A 16,405-nucleotide genomic window follows, 5' to 3' on the forward strand; every position below is an offset into this window, starting at 1 on the left:
TTTTTTTCGATGACCGAAGAATGGTTTCTCACTATCTTTCATATGTTTCTTTCCATTAAGCGAAAAATAGATTATACTTTTGAAAGCGTTTGTTTTATTTATCTTACGATTTTTCCACGAACACTGCAGCAAAAGGAGCATACGATGGCAATTGATTTATGGCGGCATTTTAAAAAAGGATTGACGGTATATGTTGGGATTGGAATTGCGGTCTCATTTTTGAGTGCCGCGAATGTTTTTTATTTTCAAAAACTACTCGATTCATTTGGCAAGACACTTGATTGGCCAGTCGTTTTTATCTATGGGTTAACGCTAGTACTGGTACCGATTTTGTCCTATCTTGAGCAGAAACCAAAAACAACATTGCACAACAGCATGTATTTCTATCTCAAAGAACAAGCTTTAGTAAAAATCAGCAAGATTGCCTATTCCGAGTACTTGCAGATCGGCTCTGGAGCACTCTTACAGAAAACTGAAGCGGGAGCAGCGGCTGGCAGAAATATCCATTTGAATTTTTATGGACGCTTGTTTAAAGAATTGCTTCCCGAAACACTGTTTAACTTAGCTTTTATTGCTATGATCGATAAAAGATTGATTCCAGCGATCCTTGTGGGCTATCTAGTGGTGTTTATTGTGACCAATCTGCTTTTGAAAGTTTTACGCTCTCTCAAAGAACGTGCGCTAGTTTCAGAAGAAGCCATGAACAGCACCTTTATTCGCGGATTAACGGAAATGGTCACGTTTCGGATCAATAAGCGGTTTGAAAAAGAGATCGCACAATATAAAAACATGTCTGCTGACACAACAGAACGTTTGACAAAAATGACGATGATCCATGAGTTTTTCTTTGGTTTTTTTGCAGTTTTAGTCGCATTGATCAAAGTCGCAATTGTGGTACTGGCATTTACAAATCAGATTACGGTCAGTTTGGGCGGTTTAGCAGCACTGATTATCTATGTGGATCGAATCTACACGCCTGTTGCAATATTTAACGTGATTTTTGTTCAATACAACTTAGATAAAGTTGCCTTTGCACGGTTAAACGAATTTTTCTATCTGCCAGAGGACAAAGCATTAACACAAGGCGATGCATTGTCTGAGACCATCAACTGCATCACAGTTAAGGATCTATCCGTCACACTTCAAGAAAAGCAAATCTTAACCAATAGCACACTGGAGCTGAAGCGGGGAGCGATTTATGGGTTAGTAGGAGAAAGCGGCGCAGGAAAATCAACGCTGGTCAAAACGATTTTAGGCTTGTATCAGCCGACGACCGGTGCGATCCTGATCAATCACAAAAATTTAGCTGCTTACAACTTAAATGATTTCTATGAGCATATCTTTTATCTATCGCAAGATGCCCCAATCTTCCAAGGAACGCTGAAAGAGAATATTATTTTTGATAAGGAAATCGCAGACGAGGAAATCATAGCGGTATTAGAAAAATGTCAATTAGGCGCATTCTATCAGGCACTCAAGGGAGGACTGTCTGCTGAAATTGGAGAAAAAGGAGCCAACCTTTCTGGTGGGGAAAAACAGCGGATCGCTTTTGCCCGATTGTTTTTCACAAACGCAGAAGTCATTGTCCTTGATGAAGCCACATCTGCTTTAGACGAAACAACAGAAGAAAAGCTTTTTGCAGCGATCAAAGACCAATTGAAAAATAAACTAGTCATTATGATCACCCATCGCCCGAAAAATTTGATTTATGCGGATGAGATCATTGAGTTGAAAAAAACACAGGTTGTAGCGGCTTCATCATAAAAGCAGTTGCACCCTGTATTTTTTGTCAGCGCATCAGTAAATGCGGCAGTGTACTAAGCCATGCGATGATACCGACGATCAAGGTAAAGACCACGACGATGACTGCTGTTGAAAGGAAATCTTTTTTGACGTCGCGCTTTTTTCTAATGGCATCGAGGTCTTGATTTTCCATGAAGGCAACGATCTCTTTATACGTTTTGATATTTTGGGTTTTCTTGATTTTTTCGATCTTTAATGCGGCATACATGGAGACGAGCCAAAAACATAGAGGCGGGACAATCCACCAGTATCCGGGTAAATAAAGAGCAGGCCCAACAGAGAGTGCGGTCAATAGTATAAAAAGCAGCATCATTTTTGTGTAACGATCCATTTCTGTTTTCTCAATCGTTTCTTTCATTTGTTCAACATCCCCTTTGACTAATTCATCTAAAGAAACATCAAATAGAACACTGAGCAATAATAAATTGTGAACATCAGGATAGCTTTTTTCATTCTCCCAATTGGAGATCGTTTGTCGGGAGACATAGAGTTTTTCTGCCAGCCCTTCCTGAGAGAGACTTAATCGTTCCCGATGTTTTTTTATTTGTTTGCTTAAGTTCATTTTATCCGCTCCTTCTACCATTAGTTTAGGCCAATGTCTGCATTCTAACGATCAAATGTCTTTGACAATGCCTTGAAATCAAGTGTCAAAATGTTTTTACAGTTGGGTTTGGGGTGTTTACATAGCAGTACAGCGTTGATTTTCTTCCGTTAACAAGCGACGGTCAACTTGGTTATTGTTTTTTTATAGACATACCTGCTGGTTTCTAAAAAAAGAAAAAAGATGGCGAGTCTTTGCTGATTTTAAGTGTTTGTCCTTGTCTATTATTCATTAATTTCGCAAAGATGGGAAGAGGAGAAAACAACTAAGCGTGTGAAAGATTCATTTTTCCATTAGTGGATCTTTAAAGGTACCTGTGTGTTGAAATGGAGCCATTCAGAAGACACCTCTATTTGTTGGTTCTGTTTTAGAAGAAAATCGACTGTTGGTAAGCATATCACCCCATAAAAACGTCTGCTTTGTGCTATACTGAGGCTTTGTAAAAATAAGTTTGTACAAGCAAGCAGCAACGGTTTTTTCATTGATTGCTTGCAAGAAGGAGCGTATACGCAGTGAAAAAACTAAAGGTTCAAGATTTAATTGCAGTAGGGATCTATACAGCGATCTATTTTCTTTTAATGAGCGTCTGTCTATTGATTTTGCGTTTTGTGATCCCAGGTTTTCATAATTTATTTATTCCAGCAGTCACCGCTTTGTTTTCTGGCATTATCTATCTGATTTTATTGAATAAAGTACCGAAATTTGGCGCAATCACCATTATGGGTACCGTGGTAGGGCTCTTTTTTTTGATTTCAGGACATTTTCCATTGGCCTTTTTGCCCAATATGATTTGTGCCTTAGCAGCTGATTTGATCCAATACAAAACAAAGCTCAAAGGAAACGTTCGCGTACTGGCGAGTTATATCGTCTTTAGTTTTGGCTTGATGGGTCCGATCTTACCCCTGTGGTTTATGAAAAATGCCTACATCGATTCATTAGTGGCTCGTGGAAAAGATGAAACCTACATTGCCGGCGTGTTTGCTCATACCTCCAATTTGATGTTAGGGCTTTGTGCATTGGCGGTTTTGATTGGTGCGGTGGCTGGTTTAGGTATCGGCAGTCGCTTGATGGAAAAACATTTTCAACCAACGATCCAATCGCATAAAGGGTGAGGAATGTGTCGAAAACAAGGTTTGATCCCCGCAGCAAATTAGCGGTGATTCTCTTTGCTAGTTTTACTATGATGGTGACCATCAGCTGGATCGATGAGTTTGCCTTTGTCACTTTCTTGCTGCTGCTATTTATAGTCAGCGGCTTTTGGAAAAAAGGCTTGCTGCTCTATGGCGTGTTTGTCTTGCTGACAATGGCAGATAGTTTTTTGTTTCGCCAAGGCAACCACGTACTAATCGTGTTGCTGGATTTCTTTTCCGTCGGTTATCGCCGCTTATTGCCAACGATCATGGCGGCGGCTTTTGCCATTAGCGGGACGAAAAACAGTGAGTGGATGGCTGCGCTGCAAAAAATGCACGTGCCCAACGTATTATTAGTCCCGTTGGCAGTCTTATTTCGTTTTTTCCCCACACTGGTACAAGATTTCAAAAGTATTCGCCAAGCGATGCGCTTTCGCGGCATCTCGCTGTCGGCAGGATCGATCTTGCTTCATCCGCTGCAAAGTGCGGAGTATTTTTTGATCCCATTACTGATGTCGGCTGAAAAGACCGCAACCGAACTGTCCGCTACGGCCCTGGTTCGCGGGTTAGCATCAGAAATTCCCCATACCACCGTCCACGAACTGAAGCTGCGCTGGTGGGATGGCTTAGTCTTTTTAGCATTAGGCGGCTTTATCGTGAAGAGGATGTGGCTTGGATGATCACATTAGAACAAGTGTCAGTGAAACGAGAAAATCGGACCGTATTATCTGAGCTCTCTTTGACGGTCGCAGCTGGGGAAGTCATCGTTTTGTGCGGCGCTAGCGGCAGCGGAAAATCGACCTTGCTCAATGTTTTGAATGGCTTGATCCCTGAGCTGTATCCCGCCGAAGTGCAAGGAAAGATCCGTGTCGGAGAAACAGACTTGCCAGTTGCCGATTTCTCCCATTATGCCCAGACGATTGGCGTCGTCTTTCAAAACCCCAAGACGCAATTTTTCACCACGGATGTCTATTCGGAGTTGGCTTTTTCTATGGAAAATGCGGGCGTCGCACCAGAAAACATTCGGCAGCGAATCACCGAAGTAGCACAGCAGTTTTCCCTGACCCCATTGCTTGATGCTAGTGTCTTTGACCTATCTGGTGGGGAGAAGCAGCTGGTTGCTCTCGCTGCAGCCACGATGTTGCCCCATGATGTGTTCTTATTGGATGAGCCTTCCAGTAATTTGGATCAAGAAGCGATCCAAAAGTTGACTCAAGGATTGGCTTCTTTAAAACAACAAGGGAAAACCATTGTGATCGCCGAACACCGCTTGGCGTATTTGGCGCCACTGGCAGATCGCTTCTGTCTATTAGAAGCAGGACGATTGCGGGCGTCTTATCCAGCAGCTCAGCTTTTGTCACTATCAGAGGAGGCAATTCACGAGTTGGGATTGCGAAAAGTAGGCGAGGCGGCATTGGAAACTCAGCACTGCCGAGAATCTTTGCCAGAAAAGTCTGGATTAAGGGCAACGCATCTGCAGATCAAGCAATCGAAACGCTCAGCAAACAGCAGGAATTGGGCGCTCAACTTGCCTGAACTACAATTGCCGACGAAGCAAGCTGTGGGGATCGTTGGACCAAATGGTGCTGGCAAAAGTACGTTGGTGCAAGTCCTGTCAGGATTGAAAAAATGCCCAGAAGCAGTATTTGCCATCAATGGACAAAAGCGGACCCAAAAGCAGCTGCTGCAGGAAAGCTTTCTTGTGATGCAGGATGTGAACTTGCAGCTGTTTTTTGAAACGGTGGAAAAAGAGCTGCTGATCAAAGCCCAAAAACCAGCGCGTTTTGAAGAAATTGTCTCATTGTTGCACTTAACACCACTCCTTGCCCGACATCCGCAAAGCTTATCGGGTGGGGAAAAACAACGAGTTGCCATCGGCAGTGCCCTGCTTTCTGGTAAACGCTTGTTGTTTTTCGATGAACCAACGAGTGGGTTAGATTTGCAGCAAATGGAAGAAGTCGCAAAACTGTTGCGAACAGTTGCCAAAGAAGTTGATTTATTAGCGGTGATCAGTCATGATCGTGAGTTTTTAGCTGAAGCATGTCCTTACGTGCTTCAACTCCAACAAGGGGAACTCGTTGGCGCGTATCAGCTAGCAAAAAATATGGAATAAATGAAAGACGGAGTGGACCTTGGTTCATGCCGTCTTTTTTGTTCGAACATGAAAAAATCTTCATGATTTTTTTCTTTCAATCAGTTAGGAAGTTTCGAAAAAATCCGTTATGATAGAAGCAAAACAGGAGGAGGAGCGCATATGGCCTTGAAGATCTTTCTAGTAGAAGACGAAGAAAGTTTAGCCAGTTTTATTCAGACCGAATTGACTTTTGAGGGATATGACACGGTCTGGGCCAAAGATGGGCAAGAGGCATTGACCTTATTCAATCAGCAAGCAAATGTCTTTGATCTGATTTTATTGGATTGGATGCTGCCAATCTATGACGGCATCACAGTGGCGCGGCGGATACGTAAAGAAAGCGACATCCCGATTTTGATGATGACCGCCAGAAATCAAACCGCCGATGTGGTGACGGGGCTTGATGTCGGATTAGATGATTATTTAACGAAACCTTTTGAAATCGAAGAACTGTTTGCCAGAATTCGGGTAATCGAGCGACGGTTGCAACGAGAAGCCAAACAACAAAAGAACCAGCAAAACCAATTAGTGGCGGGGGAACTGATGATGGACATCGCCAAGCACTTGGTTCAGGTTGCCGGTGAAACCATTGAGTTGACGCCCAAAGAGTTTGGGATTTTATATGAATTGATGAAAGAACCCGAGGTAGTCAAAACGAGAGATGACCTGTTGAATGAGATTTGGGGCTATGAATACGACGGCCAAACGAATGTTGTAGATGTCTATATCCGCACACTGCGGAACAAGCTGGATGTTTGCGGCAAAGGCAAAATGATCGCAACCGTTCGTGGATTAGGCTATGTCTTGAGGACCGATCATGAAGAATAAATCAGCCAACCAACGTAGAAAAACAGCCCAATTTCAATTGACGAGCCGCTTTTCCTTGATTCTCTTTGGTCTGCTGATTCTCTTCAATCTGTTGTTTATTTTATTATCCGTAGGTTATTTGTTTGAACATATCGAAAATCGTGCCAGCAACATCCTTGAAGCCATCGAAAAAGGTGAGGCATCAGGGGATGCCTGGGACTTTCTCGTCAATGCCTATGTCTCGGCAGATGAAGAAGACGCCCTGCAAGTGATCTTAGCCGATGGCAGTGTCGTTTCATCAGAAGATGCGGAAGAGATTTTTGCCGATATCAATCAAGGGCGAGTGATTCCTTTTCTCGAAGACATCGTTTTTACAGAGGAGGGCATCTATTACACGAAAACCCAAGAAGTCGATGGGGATCAGGTGACGATCGCTATCAATGGGGAGGATAGTGTGGAATTAGCCTATGGCCTCTTTATGATCAGCAGTTTCTTGAATCTGATCGCTGTTGTCGTGGGCAGTCTGCTGATTTATTGGAGTGTCGGGAAATGGAGTCAGAAGCTTACGGGTATGGCGCAAGAAATTGCTGCCATTGAACAAAGTCGAACAGGAGAACTGACGGTTTCTGAAGAGCCCATCGAGATTCGTTCGGTGGCATTGGCCTTTAATAAATTATTGAAAGAACAGCGAGAGACGATCGAGCGGGAAAAACGGTTCGTTGCCGATGCTTCCCATGAGCTGCGAACACCTTTAGCTGCGATTCGCGGACATGTCCAATTGATCCAGCGGCGTGGAACCAAACATCCCGAAGTCATTCCTTCCTCAATGGCGTTTATCGACAAAGAGTCGAAGCGTTTGGAAACATTGAGCAATCAATTGTTGGACCTAGAAAAAAATCAATCCCAAGATGAAATGACCTTTGTTGATGTTTCCCAGATCGTCCGAGAAGAGTGTGAAAAACAAGCGACGATCGTTCCGCAATCGATTGAATATTTTGTGGAGAACCAATGTATGAAATGTGGGCATAAACGTGACTTCCAGCAAATCATCCAAAACCTGTTAGAAAATGCCGCGAAGTATTCACCTGCCGATCAGCCGATTCATGTGACCTTGACGCAAGAGCAGAGACAGATGTCTTTGACCGTCGCCGATTTTGGCATTGGGATTCCCGATGATAAGAAAGCCTTGATTTTCGAACGGTTCTATCGAGTAGAAGATTCTCGTTCCAGCCAGATTGCTGGTTCAGGCATCGGGCTTTCACTGGTAAAACAGCTGGCAGACAAGTATCATGCCAAAATTACCGTGACAGACAATCAACCGCAAGGCAGTATCTTTAAACTTGCCTTTCCAAATGAAAGAGAAAGATGAAGATTTTTTTAGATTTTCTTCAAGCATTTTTGATTCTTTTTCATGAGGAACTTGTTATTCTAAATATATAGAAAAAAGGAATACACAAACAATTGGAGGAATGAAACATGAAAAAAACAACTATTTTATTCGGAATTGCCGCATTAGGATTATTGGCAGGATGTACACAAAACAACACTGGAAATTCAGAACCTGCGCAAAACAGCAGCTCAAGCACAGCAGTTGCCTCATCAAGTGAAACAACGTCGTCACAAGCAACAGACAGCTCTTCAAGCAGTGCAGCGATCGCCAATGGCGGCTTACCTACGGTGACCGTAGAAGAAGCGATCCAAATATTCCAAGACAAATACCCAGATGCAGCGATCACTTCGATTGATTTGGATACTTCTTTTGGCAATTACTTCTACCAAGTAGAAGGCGTGGATGACACGAATGAGTTTGAATTAAAGATCGATGCAGAAACCAAAGAAACTTCTGAAGAAAGAACGGAAAAATTGGATGCCGATGAACAAAACGGTGTCAAAAAAGATGCCGATCAATTGGACCTAACCAACTTGCTTTCATTGGAAGAAATTTCTGATATCGCCGTGAAAGAAGCTGGCGGTGGTCAAGCAACAGATTGGTCATTAGACAAAGAAATGAATGTAACTTATTGGGAAGTCAAAGTAGAAGATGGCAACAAACAAACAGATGTGAAAATCAATGCCCAAACAGGTGAAGTACTAGAAACCGAATTGGATGACTAATCCTGTTTCGCAGTAAAAAAGATAAGCCGCTATCGTCTATGCGCAAAAGACGATAACGGCTTATTTTTTTACGTATGCTGTTTGACTTCAGTTAACGGTTTGACGCGACCACCAATTTTATCTGCAAATGCTTCGGACTGCTTCCGATCTTCAAAGACCCATAACTTGTCTGGAATTTTTTCACGAGTGCGACGACCATCTTTGCCAATGTAACCATGCAAAACTTTAATCACGTACATCGCCATCATCCTTCCCTGAAATTACTTTTGATTATACGAAAGCCGTTTCAAAAAGCAAGAATTTTGACTTAAATGAGTGATCAGAATTGATTATTCCCCTGACAGGGCAGCATAATCAGCAAATCGTTGATGGATTTCAGGAAAACTACGCTTCAGCTGCACGATGCGATTGGTCTCTTTTGCTAAAAAACAATGCTTTGAAGTCCCCGTCGTTGCCAACTGACCATCACTAGTTTTGTAGATCTCATAGCGAAAATCCAAACGCGTGCCAGTATATTTGTCGACCAAAACATCGATTCGCACCTCATCTTCGTAACGAATCATCGTTTTGTATTGCGCACTGACTTCCAGCACGGGAACGATCAAGCCCGCTTCTTCGATGGTATGATACGGTAAATCCAAAAACGCGAGTAATTCCACGCGGGCTTCTTCAAACCAGCGGATATAATTGGCGTGATGGATGATCGCCATTTGATCGGTCTCATAGTAGTGTGGTTGACGGATATAGCCTGAATATAAAGACATAAAAACAGCTCCTTTCATAGAAACAAAACCTTCGTTATTCAGCATAACGCAAAAAGGAAGAAAAGCAAACAGAAGGAGAGCTTCTTTGCGTTGGCCACTAGAGAAAATGCTACTAGAGAGCAGCGGAGTGAAAAAGACAGTGAAACACCTTGACTTTTTCATAGCTTTCTTGTAGTTTATAGATAATATCAAAAATCAGTGAAGGATCGAGTACTTTATTCTATTCCTTAAAAGAGAAAACTGCCCCGGCTGAAAGCAGTTTAGGACGTGTAAAGGAAAGACAATCTGGAGATGAACAGAAGAAAAGCTGTTCCGTGACCGAGCGTTAATCGAGCGAAGGAGAAGAACATTTCTCGAATTTAGGTGGTACCGCGTGTAATCAAAACTCGCCCTTGTATAAAAAACAAGGGCGAGTTTTTTGCTGTGAATCACTGCGACTGGTCCGCAAAGCGGAACAGAGCAGATGATGAACAGTACTAGGCGACCACAGGGAGCGTAGTAACCGAACTAGAAATCACAATGATTGGCTTGCGGAGCAAGACAGAATAGATGATGAACAGTACTAGGCGACGGTAGGGAGCGTAGTAACCAAACTAGGAATCACGTTGATTGACGCAGGAAGTGAGAAATGAAAGCTGTACCTGGCATTTTTGCTTTGTTCAATTGCAGTCGAAGCCAACGAAACCATGACCAGCAACCAACGGCAAAGAGCGCAATAACCCAAAAGTCAAACACGAGAACAACCCACCCACATCAATGAGCAACAAGCAATAGGTGAATAAGCAAACAAGCAATGAAAGCAAAGAACATGGGCAACCATGAAACAAATAGGAGGATGCATACGATGAGTTACCAACGTCCAAAAGGAACCAACGATATTTTGCCAGGAGAATCCGAAAAATGGCAATTTGTGGAAGAAACAGCACGCTTAGTGTTTCGCGATTATCAATTCAACGAAATTCGGACACCGATTTTTGAGCACTTTGAAGTGATCGCCCGCAGTGTCGGGGACACAACGGATATCGTTTCAAAAGAAATGTATGATTTCTACGATAAAGGAGAGCGTCATGTGACGTTGCGTCCAGAAGGCACCGCACCGATCGCTCGTTCTTATGTCGAAAACAAACTATTCGGACCAGAACATACGAAGCCTTATAAAGTGTTTTACATGGGACCAATGTTCCGTTATGAACGTCCGCAAAAAGGCCGTTTGCGTCAATTCCACCAAATCGGTGTCGAAGTTTTCGGTTCAGCAAATCCAGCGACCGATGTTGAGACAATGGCGATGGCAATGGATTTTTATCGTCAATTAGGACTGAGTCAATTGCGCTTGGTCATCAATTCATTAGGCGATAAAGAAACACGCCAAAACTATCGGCAAGCGTTGATCGATTATCTAGCGCCCCATGAAGCGGAGCTTAGTGAGGATTCAAAACGCCGCTTGCATGAAAATCCTTTGCGGGTCCTTGACAGCAAGGACAAGCGAGACCAAAAATTCGTGGCGGATGCACCATCGATCCTAGACTACTTAACACCAGATGCCAAGGCACATTTTGAAACCGTAACGAGTATGCTGGATGCGTTGGAGATCCCTTATGAGATCGATTCAAATATGGTGCGCGGTCTGGATTATTATACCCACACGATTTTTGAGATCATGAGTGATGCACCAAAAATGGGGGCGCAAGCCACCATCTGTGCCGGCGGTCGTTACAATCATTTAGTGGAAGAGCTAGGCGGACCAGAAACACCTGGTTTTGGTTTTGCTTTAGGGATCGAACGTTTATTGATCACTATGGAAGCCGAAGAAGTTGTGATTCCTGCTTTGAATGAGTTAGATGCGTATGTGGTTGGTTTGGGACAAGAAACCAATTTAGAAGCGTTGAAAGTCGTGCAAGCGATTCGTAATTTCGGTTTTTCTGCCGATCGTGATTTCATGGATCGTAAAGCCAAAGCCCAGTTTAAATCTGCTGATAAACAAGGAGCACGGTTGGTTCTGACTCTAGGCGAAACAGAATTAGCAGAACAAGTGATCAATATCAAATCCATGGCAAGCCGTGAAGAAAAACAATTTTCGTTAGCGGATCTTTATGCCCGCTTCGATGAGATCTACGATGAAATGACAACCAAAATGTTTGAGTGAGGAGAAAAAGAATGACAAAACGTACAGTATATTGCGGGTTAGTAAATGAGACCCATTTAAACCAGACAGTAACTCTAAAAGGCTGGGTGCAAAAGCGCCGTGACTTAGGGGGCGTGATCTTTATTGACTTGCGCGACCGAGAAGGGATCGTGCAAATCGTCTTCAATCCTGAGGTTTCGAAAGAAGCCTGGGAAATCGCGGACAAATGCCGCAGTGAATATGTGTTAGAAGTAACAGGTCAAGTCATCAATCGTGCACCAGAAGCCATCAATCCGAAAATGGTGACAGGTGCCTATGAAGTGATGATCAGCGAAATCACGATTTTAAACACTGCAAAAACACCAGCCTTCTTGATTGAAGATGATCAAACCGTTGGCGATGAGATTCGCATGAAATACCGTTATTTAGACTTGCGTCGTCCAAAAATGACGAACAACATCGTGATGCGGGCGAAAACGACGCAAGCGATCCGAAATTTCTTAGATACGAACGACTTCTTGGATATCGAAACACCTTATCTAGGAAAATCAACACCAGAGGGTGCGCGGGATTATTTGGTTCCTTCACGGATCTATCCAGGTCATTTCTATGCGTTGCCGCAATCACCACAAATTTTTAAACAGTTATTGATGGGTGCTGGCTTCGATCGCTACTATCAAATCGTACGTTGCTTCCGTGACGAAGATTTGCGGGGCGACCGTCAACCAGAATTTACCCAAGTCGATATCGAAACCTCTTTCTTGACGGCAGAAGAAATCCAAACCTATACGGAAGAGCTGTTGGCAAAAGTGATGCGAGAAGTCAAAGGCATCGAAGTTACCTTGCCATTCCCACGGATGACCTATGATGAGGCAATGGGACGCTACGGCAGTGACAAACCAGATACACGGTTTGACATGGAGCTTATCGACTTATCAGAAGTTGTGAAAGACGTTGATTTTAAAGTCTTCCAAATGGCTCTTGAAAAAGGCGGCGTTGTGAAAGTCTTGAACGCCAAAGGGGCTGCAGACAAATACTCCAGAAAAGACATGGACAATCTAGGCCATTACGCTGGTCAATTTGGTGCCAAAGGATTGGCATGGGTCAAAGTTGAAGAAGATGGATTGAAAGGACCGATCGCTAAATTCTTGACAGAAGCGACCGACGCGATCATTGCAGCAGCCAATGCGGAAGTTGGCGATATTCTGATGTTTGGTGCCGATTCCTTTGAGATCGTTTCAGCAACATTGGGGGCGATCCGTAATAAATTAGGAAAAGAATTAGGCTTGATCGACGAGAGCAAATTCAACTTCCTATGGGTCACTGACTGGCCGCAATTTGAATACGATGAAGAAGCAGGCCGCTACGTTTCTGCTCACCATCCATTCACATTGCCAAAAGAAAGCGATCTGCCGTTGTTAACGACAGACCCTTCAAAAGTCTATGCGCAAGCCTACGATATCGTGCTAAACGGTTACGAGCTAGGTGGCGGATCATTGCGTATCCATACACGGGAAGTGCAAGAGCAAATGTTTGAAGCGCTAGGCTTCTCACGTCGCGAGATGCAAAATCAATTTGGCTTCTTATTGGATGCTTTGGATTATGGGTTCCCACCACATGGCGGCATCGCCCTTGGGTTAGACCGATTAGTGATGCTCTTGGCTGGCGAAGAAAACATTCGCGAAGTCATTGCTTTCCCTAAAAATGGGAAAGCAGCTGATCCAATGTCTCAAGCGCCAAGTACCGTTTCGCCAATGCAATTGTTTGACTTGAACATCGATGTAACAACGGTTGAAGAAAACGAATAAGCGTTAAACCATGATGAAATGAGTGATGAAATAGAAATTGGTGAATGAATGAAAAAAGTTCATGAGAATTCATCCATTTCTTTCATTGCTCGTTTCTTTTTTTATGAGCTGAAGTATAATAAAGGCAAATCAAAAAAGTGAGGCTATGAAATGCAATGACTCCTCTGTTTAAATGGCTCCCTCATCCAGAATACGCCAACAAACTTTCGTTTTCGATCGTCTATGCGCTGCTGGCATCGATTGCGGTCAATTTCTTCTATCAACCAGGTAATATTTATTCCAGCGGCATTACGGGTGTCGCTCAGATCATCACCACGATCTCAAGAGAAGGGCTCGGATTTTATATCCCCTTGTCCCTTGCGCTATTATTGTTGAATGTGCCATTATTTTTTCTAGGTTGGTTTAAGATCGGCCACAAGTTTACGATTTTTACTGGAATTACTGTTTTACTCACCTCCTTATTCGTGCAAATTTTGCCCGAAGAAACCGTTACGACGGACCCGATGATCTGTGCGATTTTCGGTGGTGCCATCAACGGGGTGGGGATCGGCTACGCCTTGAAGAATGGTCTTTCTTCAGGAGGGCTGGATTTTGTCAGCATTGCCATCCGCAAACGGACAGGGAAGACGATCGGCTCGATATCGATTTTCTTTAACATTGTTATTTTGTTCGCCGCAGGGATCTTGTTTGGCTGGCAATATGCGTTGTATAGTGCGATCGCGATTTTTGTCAGTGGAAAAGTGACGGATGCGGTCTTTACGAAGCAAAAGAAAATGCAGGTGACGATCATCACCCGCAACCCAGAAGAAGTCATTCAAACGATCCAAAAACATATGCGGCGAGGGATTACCATCATCAATGAAGCCGAAGGGGCGTACAAGCATGACAAACAAACGGTTTTGCTGACGGTAGTGACACGCTTTGAACTGCCGATGCTGCGCAGTGCCATGAAAGAAGCCGATCCAAAAGCCTTTGTCAGTATTGCAGAAAATGTCCAGATTTTGGGTCGCTTTTATGAAGAAGAACTGTGAAAAAGGAGTTGAAAAAAGTATTTCTTTATAGAAGTACTTTTTTTTCGCCAAAAATTAATTTTTTTGAAATATAGCAGATGTTGCTAGCTTTATATGGGGGATTTCTGGTAAATTATGAGAGTATGGAATCAATAGCGTTCATGCTGAAATTGTTTTTTTATGAAACAATTGGATCAATTAGAGAAAAGTGGTTGAAAAATGAATAAACGTTTAAGCACAAGCCGCTATATTACCGGGTTTGACGGCATTCGAACCTTGGCAGTCATCGGCGTTATTTTATATCATTTACTACCTACTCATATGCGAGGCGGGTATTTAGGAGTTCCAGTATTCTTTGTCGTATCAGGTTATTTAATCACTGACTTGCTGAGGCAAGAGTGGGATCAAAACGGCAAAATCAAAGTCAAAGATTTTTATGTTCGGCGGATGAAACGGCTCTATCCAGGAATGGTGGTGATGCTGCTTATCTCAGCAGCGTATATCACGTTGTTCCAGCGAAACCTGTTGAATAATTTGCGCGGGGTTTTTGTTAGCTCGTTGCTTTATTACAACAACTGGTGGCAGATCAATCATGGGTTATCCTATTTTGATCGGTTCGGTAATGAATCCCCCTTTACCCATCTGTGGTCGCTGGCTGTGGAGGGACAGAACTATCTGATTTGGCCTTTAGTATTTATTTTGCTGATGAAAATCGGCAAGCAGAGGCATCGCGCCTTTAAATTTACTGCCGCAGTCACGATTTTGTCGGCAATTCTGTTAGCAGTCCTTTACACACCAGGCGCTGATCCGACACGGGTCTATTATGGAACGGATACGCGGCTCTTTTCGATCTGGATGGGGAGTGCCTTAGCATTCATTTGGCCAAGTACCCATTTGAAGAAAGAGATACCGCAAAAAGCCAAACGGGTCTTGAATATCTCTGGCTTTGCTTCCTTGGCTGGTCTGATCGCAGCGTTCTTTTTCTTAGATGATCATTTGACTTTTGTCTATTATGGCGGCATGTTCTTGATCAGTATCCTATGTACGATTCTTGTGGCAGTCACCGCTCATCCCGGAGCCAGCTTGAATCGGGTATTGAGTAATCCGATTTTCAGTTATATCGGCAAGCGCAGTTATGGGATCTATTTGTATCAATTTCCAGTGATGATTTTTTACGAAGCAAAAGTGGGGAATATCGGGGAGAACGTGCTGATGCACACGTTAGTGGAACTATTCTTGATCTTGTTTATCAGTGAATTGTCCTATCGGTTTATCGAAAACCCAATGCGTAAATTCCAGTACAAAGACACATTCAGAACGGTCCGCGGTTGGTTCAGTAAACCGATTTTTAGTTGGAAAAAACCGTGGTTAGTGCCCAGCTTACTGATTACCCTCGTTGCTTTGTTTGGCGTCGTGACCGCACCGACGAATTATGTCGATGCCCAGCAGCAGCAGTTGAAAGACAACATTGCGGCCAATAAAAAAGCGGCAGAGCAATCGCAAAAAAATGCGAATGCTGAAGGCAATGAAGCAGACGATGAGGCGAACACAAGTGAAGATGAAAAAAATATCATGGAAAAATATGATTTAACAGCAGCCCAAGTGAAAAAAGCAGAATCTCTTGAAATCACGGCTTTTGGTGATTCCGTGATGCTGGATGCAACGGCTGACTTGAAAGAAGTCTTTACCCAAGCGGTAGTTGATGGGGATGTTGGGCGCCAGCTGTATGCGAGCCCTGAATTGATCAAAGACTTGAAAGAAAAAAATCTTTTGCGGGATACCGTCCTTGTGGGGCTAGGGACGAATGGTTCCTTTACAGAAGCCCAATTTGACAGCTTTATGAATGAGATCGGTGATCGCAAAGTCTACTGGATCAATGTGCGGGTACCGACACAGCGTTGGCAAAATGAAGTCAATCGGATGTTGGAGCGCATGGCGGAAAAATACGACAATATGACCTTGATCGATTGGTATGATTTGAGTAATGACCAAGAGTCATGGTTCTATGAAGATCGGGTCCATCCAAATCCAGATGGCATGGATCAATACGTGAAGCTAGTTGCCCAAACGATTTTACAAGAGGAATAAACAAGAAAAAGACAAACCTTACG

Annotated in this window: 14 protein-coding genes and 1 other annotated feature; of the genes, 11 read left to right on the plus strand and 3 right to left on the minus strand. The window is 43.3% G+C overall.

From position 1 onward, the window contains the following. Positions 1–144 precede the first annotated feature (144 nt). On the plus strand, positions 145–1,764 hold the full coding sequence (locus tag IGJ05_RS11590) for an ABC transporter ATP-binding protein (RefSeq protein WP_010750014.1): 1,620 nt from the start codon (positions 145–147) through the stop codon (positions 1,762–1,764). Positions 1,765–1,789: 25 nt separating this feature from the next. Here the strand turns inward: IGJ05_RS11590 and IGJ05_RS11595 are convergent, their stop codons facing one another. Then, positions 1,790–2,365, minus strand: a complete 576-nt coding sequence (locus IGJ05_RS11595; protein ID WP_010750013.1) for a helix-turn-helix transcriptional regulator — start codon at positions 2,363–2,365, stop codon at positions 1,790–1,792. Between the two features lie 551 nt (positions 2,366–2,916). Between IGJ05_RS11595 and IGJ05_RS11600 the strand changes: the two genes are divergently transcribed. The 6 genes from IGJ05_RS11600 (at position 2,917) to IGJ05_RS11625 (ending at position 8,590) form a co-directional block, all read left to right on the plus strand. Continuing rightward, on the plus strand, positions 2,917–3,516 hold the full coding sequence (locus IGJ05_RS11600) for an MptD family putative ECF transporter S component (RefSeq protein ID WP_010750012.1): 600 nt from the start codon (positions 2,917–2,919) through the stop codon (positions 3,514–3,516). After that, the gene (locus tag IGJ05_RS11605; RefSeq protein WP_010750011.1) at positions 3,513–4,214 is read left to right on the plus strand and encodes an energy-coupling factor transporter transmembrane component T; all 702 of its coding nucleotides are present in this window, start codon (positions 3,513–3,515) and stop codon (positions 4,212–4,214) included. Before IGJ05_RS11600 ends, IGJ05_RS11605 begins: the two co-directional genes overlap by 4 nt. Further along, positions 4,211–5,647, plus strand: coding sequence for an ABC transporter ATP-binding protein (locus tag IGJ05_RS11610; protein WP_081116030.1), 1,437 nt, complete (start codon positions 4,211–4,213; stop codon positions 5,645–5,647). Before IGJ05_RS11605 ends, IGJ05_RS11610 begins: the two co-directional genes overlap by 4 nt. A gap of 141 nt (positions 5,648–5,788) precedes the next feature. Continuing rightward, positions 5,789–6,496, plus strand: a complete 708-nt coding sequence (locus IGJ05_RS11615) for a response regulator transcription factor (protein WP_266167167.1) — start codon at positions 5,789–5,791, stop codon at positions 6,494–6,496. After that, a complete protein-coding gene (locus IGJ05_RS11620; protein ID WP_208773131.1) occupies positions 6,486–7,844 on the plus strand; it encodes a sensor histidine kinase in 1,359 nt (452 codons plus the stop codon). Before IGJ05_RS11615 ends, IGJ05_RS11620 begins: the two co-directional genes overlap by 11 nt. A 107-nt stretch (positions 7,845–7,951) precedes the next feature. Then, a complete protein-coding gene (locus IGJ05_RS11625) occupies positions 7,952–8,590 on the plus strand; it encodes a PepSY domain-containing protein (protein WP_010750007.1) in 639 nt (212 codons plus the stop codon). Positions 8,591–8,658: 68 nt separating this feature from the next. Here the strand turns inward: IGJ05_RS11625 and IGJ05_RS11630 are convergent, their stop codons facing one another. Both IGJ05_RS11630 and IGJ05_RS11635 read right to left on the minus strand, forming a co-directional pair. Next, positions 8,659–8,829, minus strand: coding sequence for a hypothetical protein (locus tag IGJ05_RS11630; RefSeq protein WP_008379536.1), 171 nt, complete (start codon positions 8,827–8,829; stop codon positions 8,659–8,661). 90 nt (positions 8,830–8,919) lie between these two features. Beyond that, positions 8,920–9,354, minus strand: a complete 435-nt coding sequence (locus tag IGJ05_RS11635; protein ID WP_008379539.1) for an acyl-CoA thioesterase — start codon at positions 9,352–9,354, stop codon at positions 8,920–8,922. Between the two features lie 189 nt (positions 9,355–9,543). Beyond that, positions 9,544–9,751: a binding site (T-box leader), on the plus strand. 447 nt (positions 9,752–10,198) lie between these two features. On the opposite strand from IGJ05_RS11635, the gene hisS reads away from it, so the two are divergent. The 4 genes from hisS (at position 10,199) to IGJ05_RS11655 (ending at position 16,382) form a co-directional block, all read left to right on the plus strand. Continuing rightward, the gene (hisS, locus tag IGJ05_RS11640; RefSeq protein ID WP_010750006.1) at positions 10,199–11,497 is read left to right on the plus strand and encodes a histidine--tRNA ligase; all 1,299 of its coding nucleotides are present in this window, start codon (positions 10,199–10,201) and stop codon (positions 11,495–11,497) included. An 11-nt stretch (positions 11,498–11,508) separates the two neighbouring features. Next, on the plus strand, positions 11,509–13,284 hold the full coding sequence (gene aspS / locus IGJ05_RS11645; protein ID WP_010750005.1) for an aspartate--tRNA ligase: 1,776 nt from the start codon (positions 11,509–11,511) through the stop codon (positions 13,282–13,284). A gap of 155 nt (positions 13,285–13,439) precedes the next feature. Then, positions 13,440–14,315, plus strand: a complete 876-nt coding sequence (locus tag IGJ05_RS11650) for a YitT family protein (RefSeq protein WP_010750004.1) — start codon at positions 13,440–13,442, stop codon at positions 14,313–14,315. 198 nt (positions 14,316–14,513) lie between these two features. Beyond that, positions 14,514–16,382, plus strand: coding sequence for an acyltransferase family protein (locus tag IGJ05_RS11655; RefSeq protein ID WP_008379546.1), 1,869 nt, complete (start codon positions 14,514–14,516; stop codon positions 16,380–16,382). Positions 16,383–16,405 lie beyond the last annotated feature (23 nt).

Source organism: Enterococcus sp. AZ167, assembly GCF_051714025.1.
In the GTDB taxonomy this organism is placed as follows: domain Bacteria; phylum Bacillota; class Bacilli; order Lactobacillales; family Enterococcaceae; genus Enterococcus_D; species Enterococcus_D casseliflavus.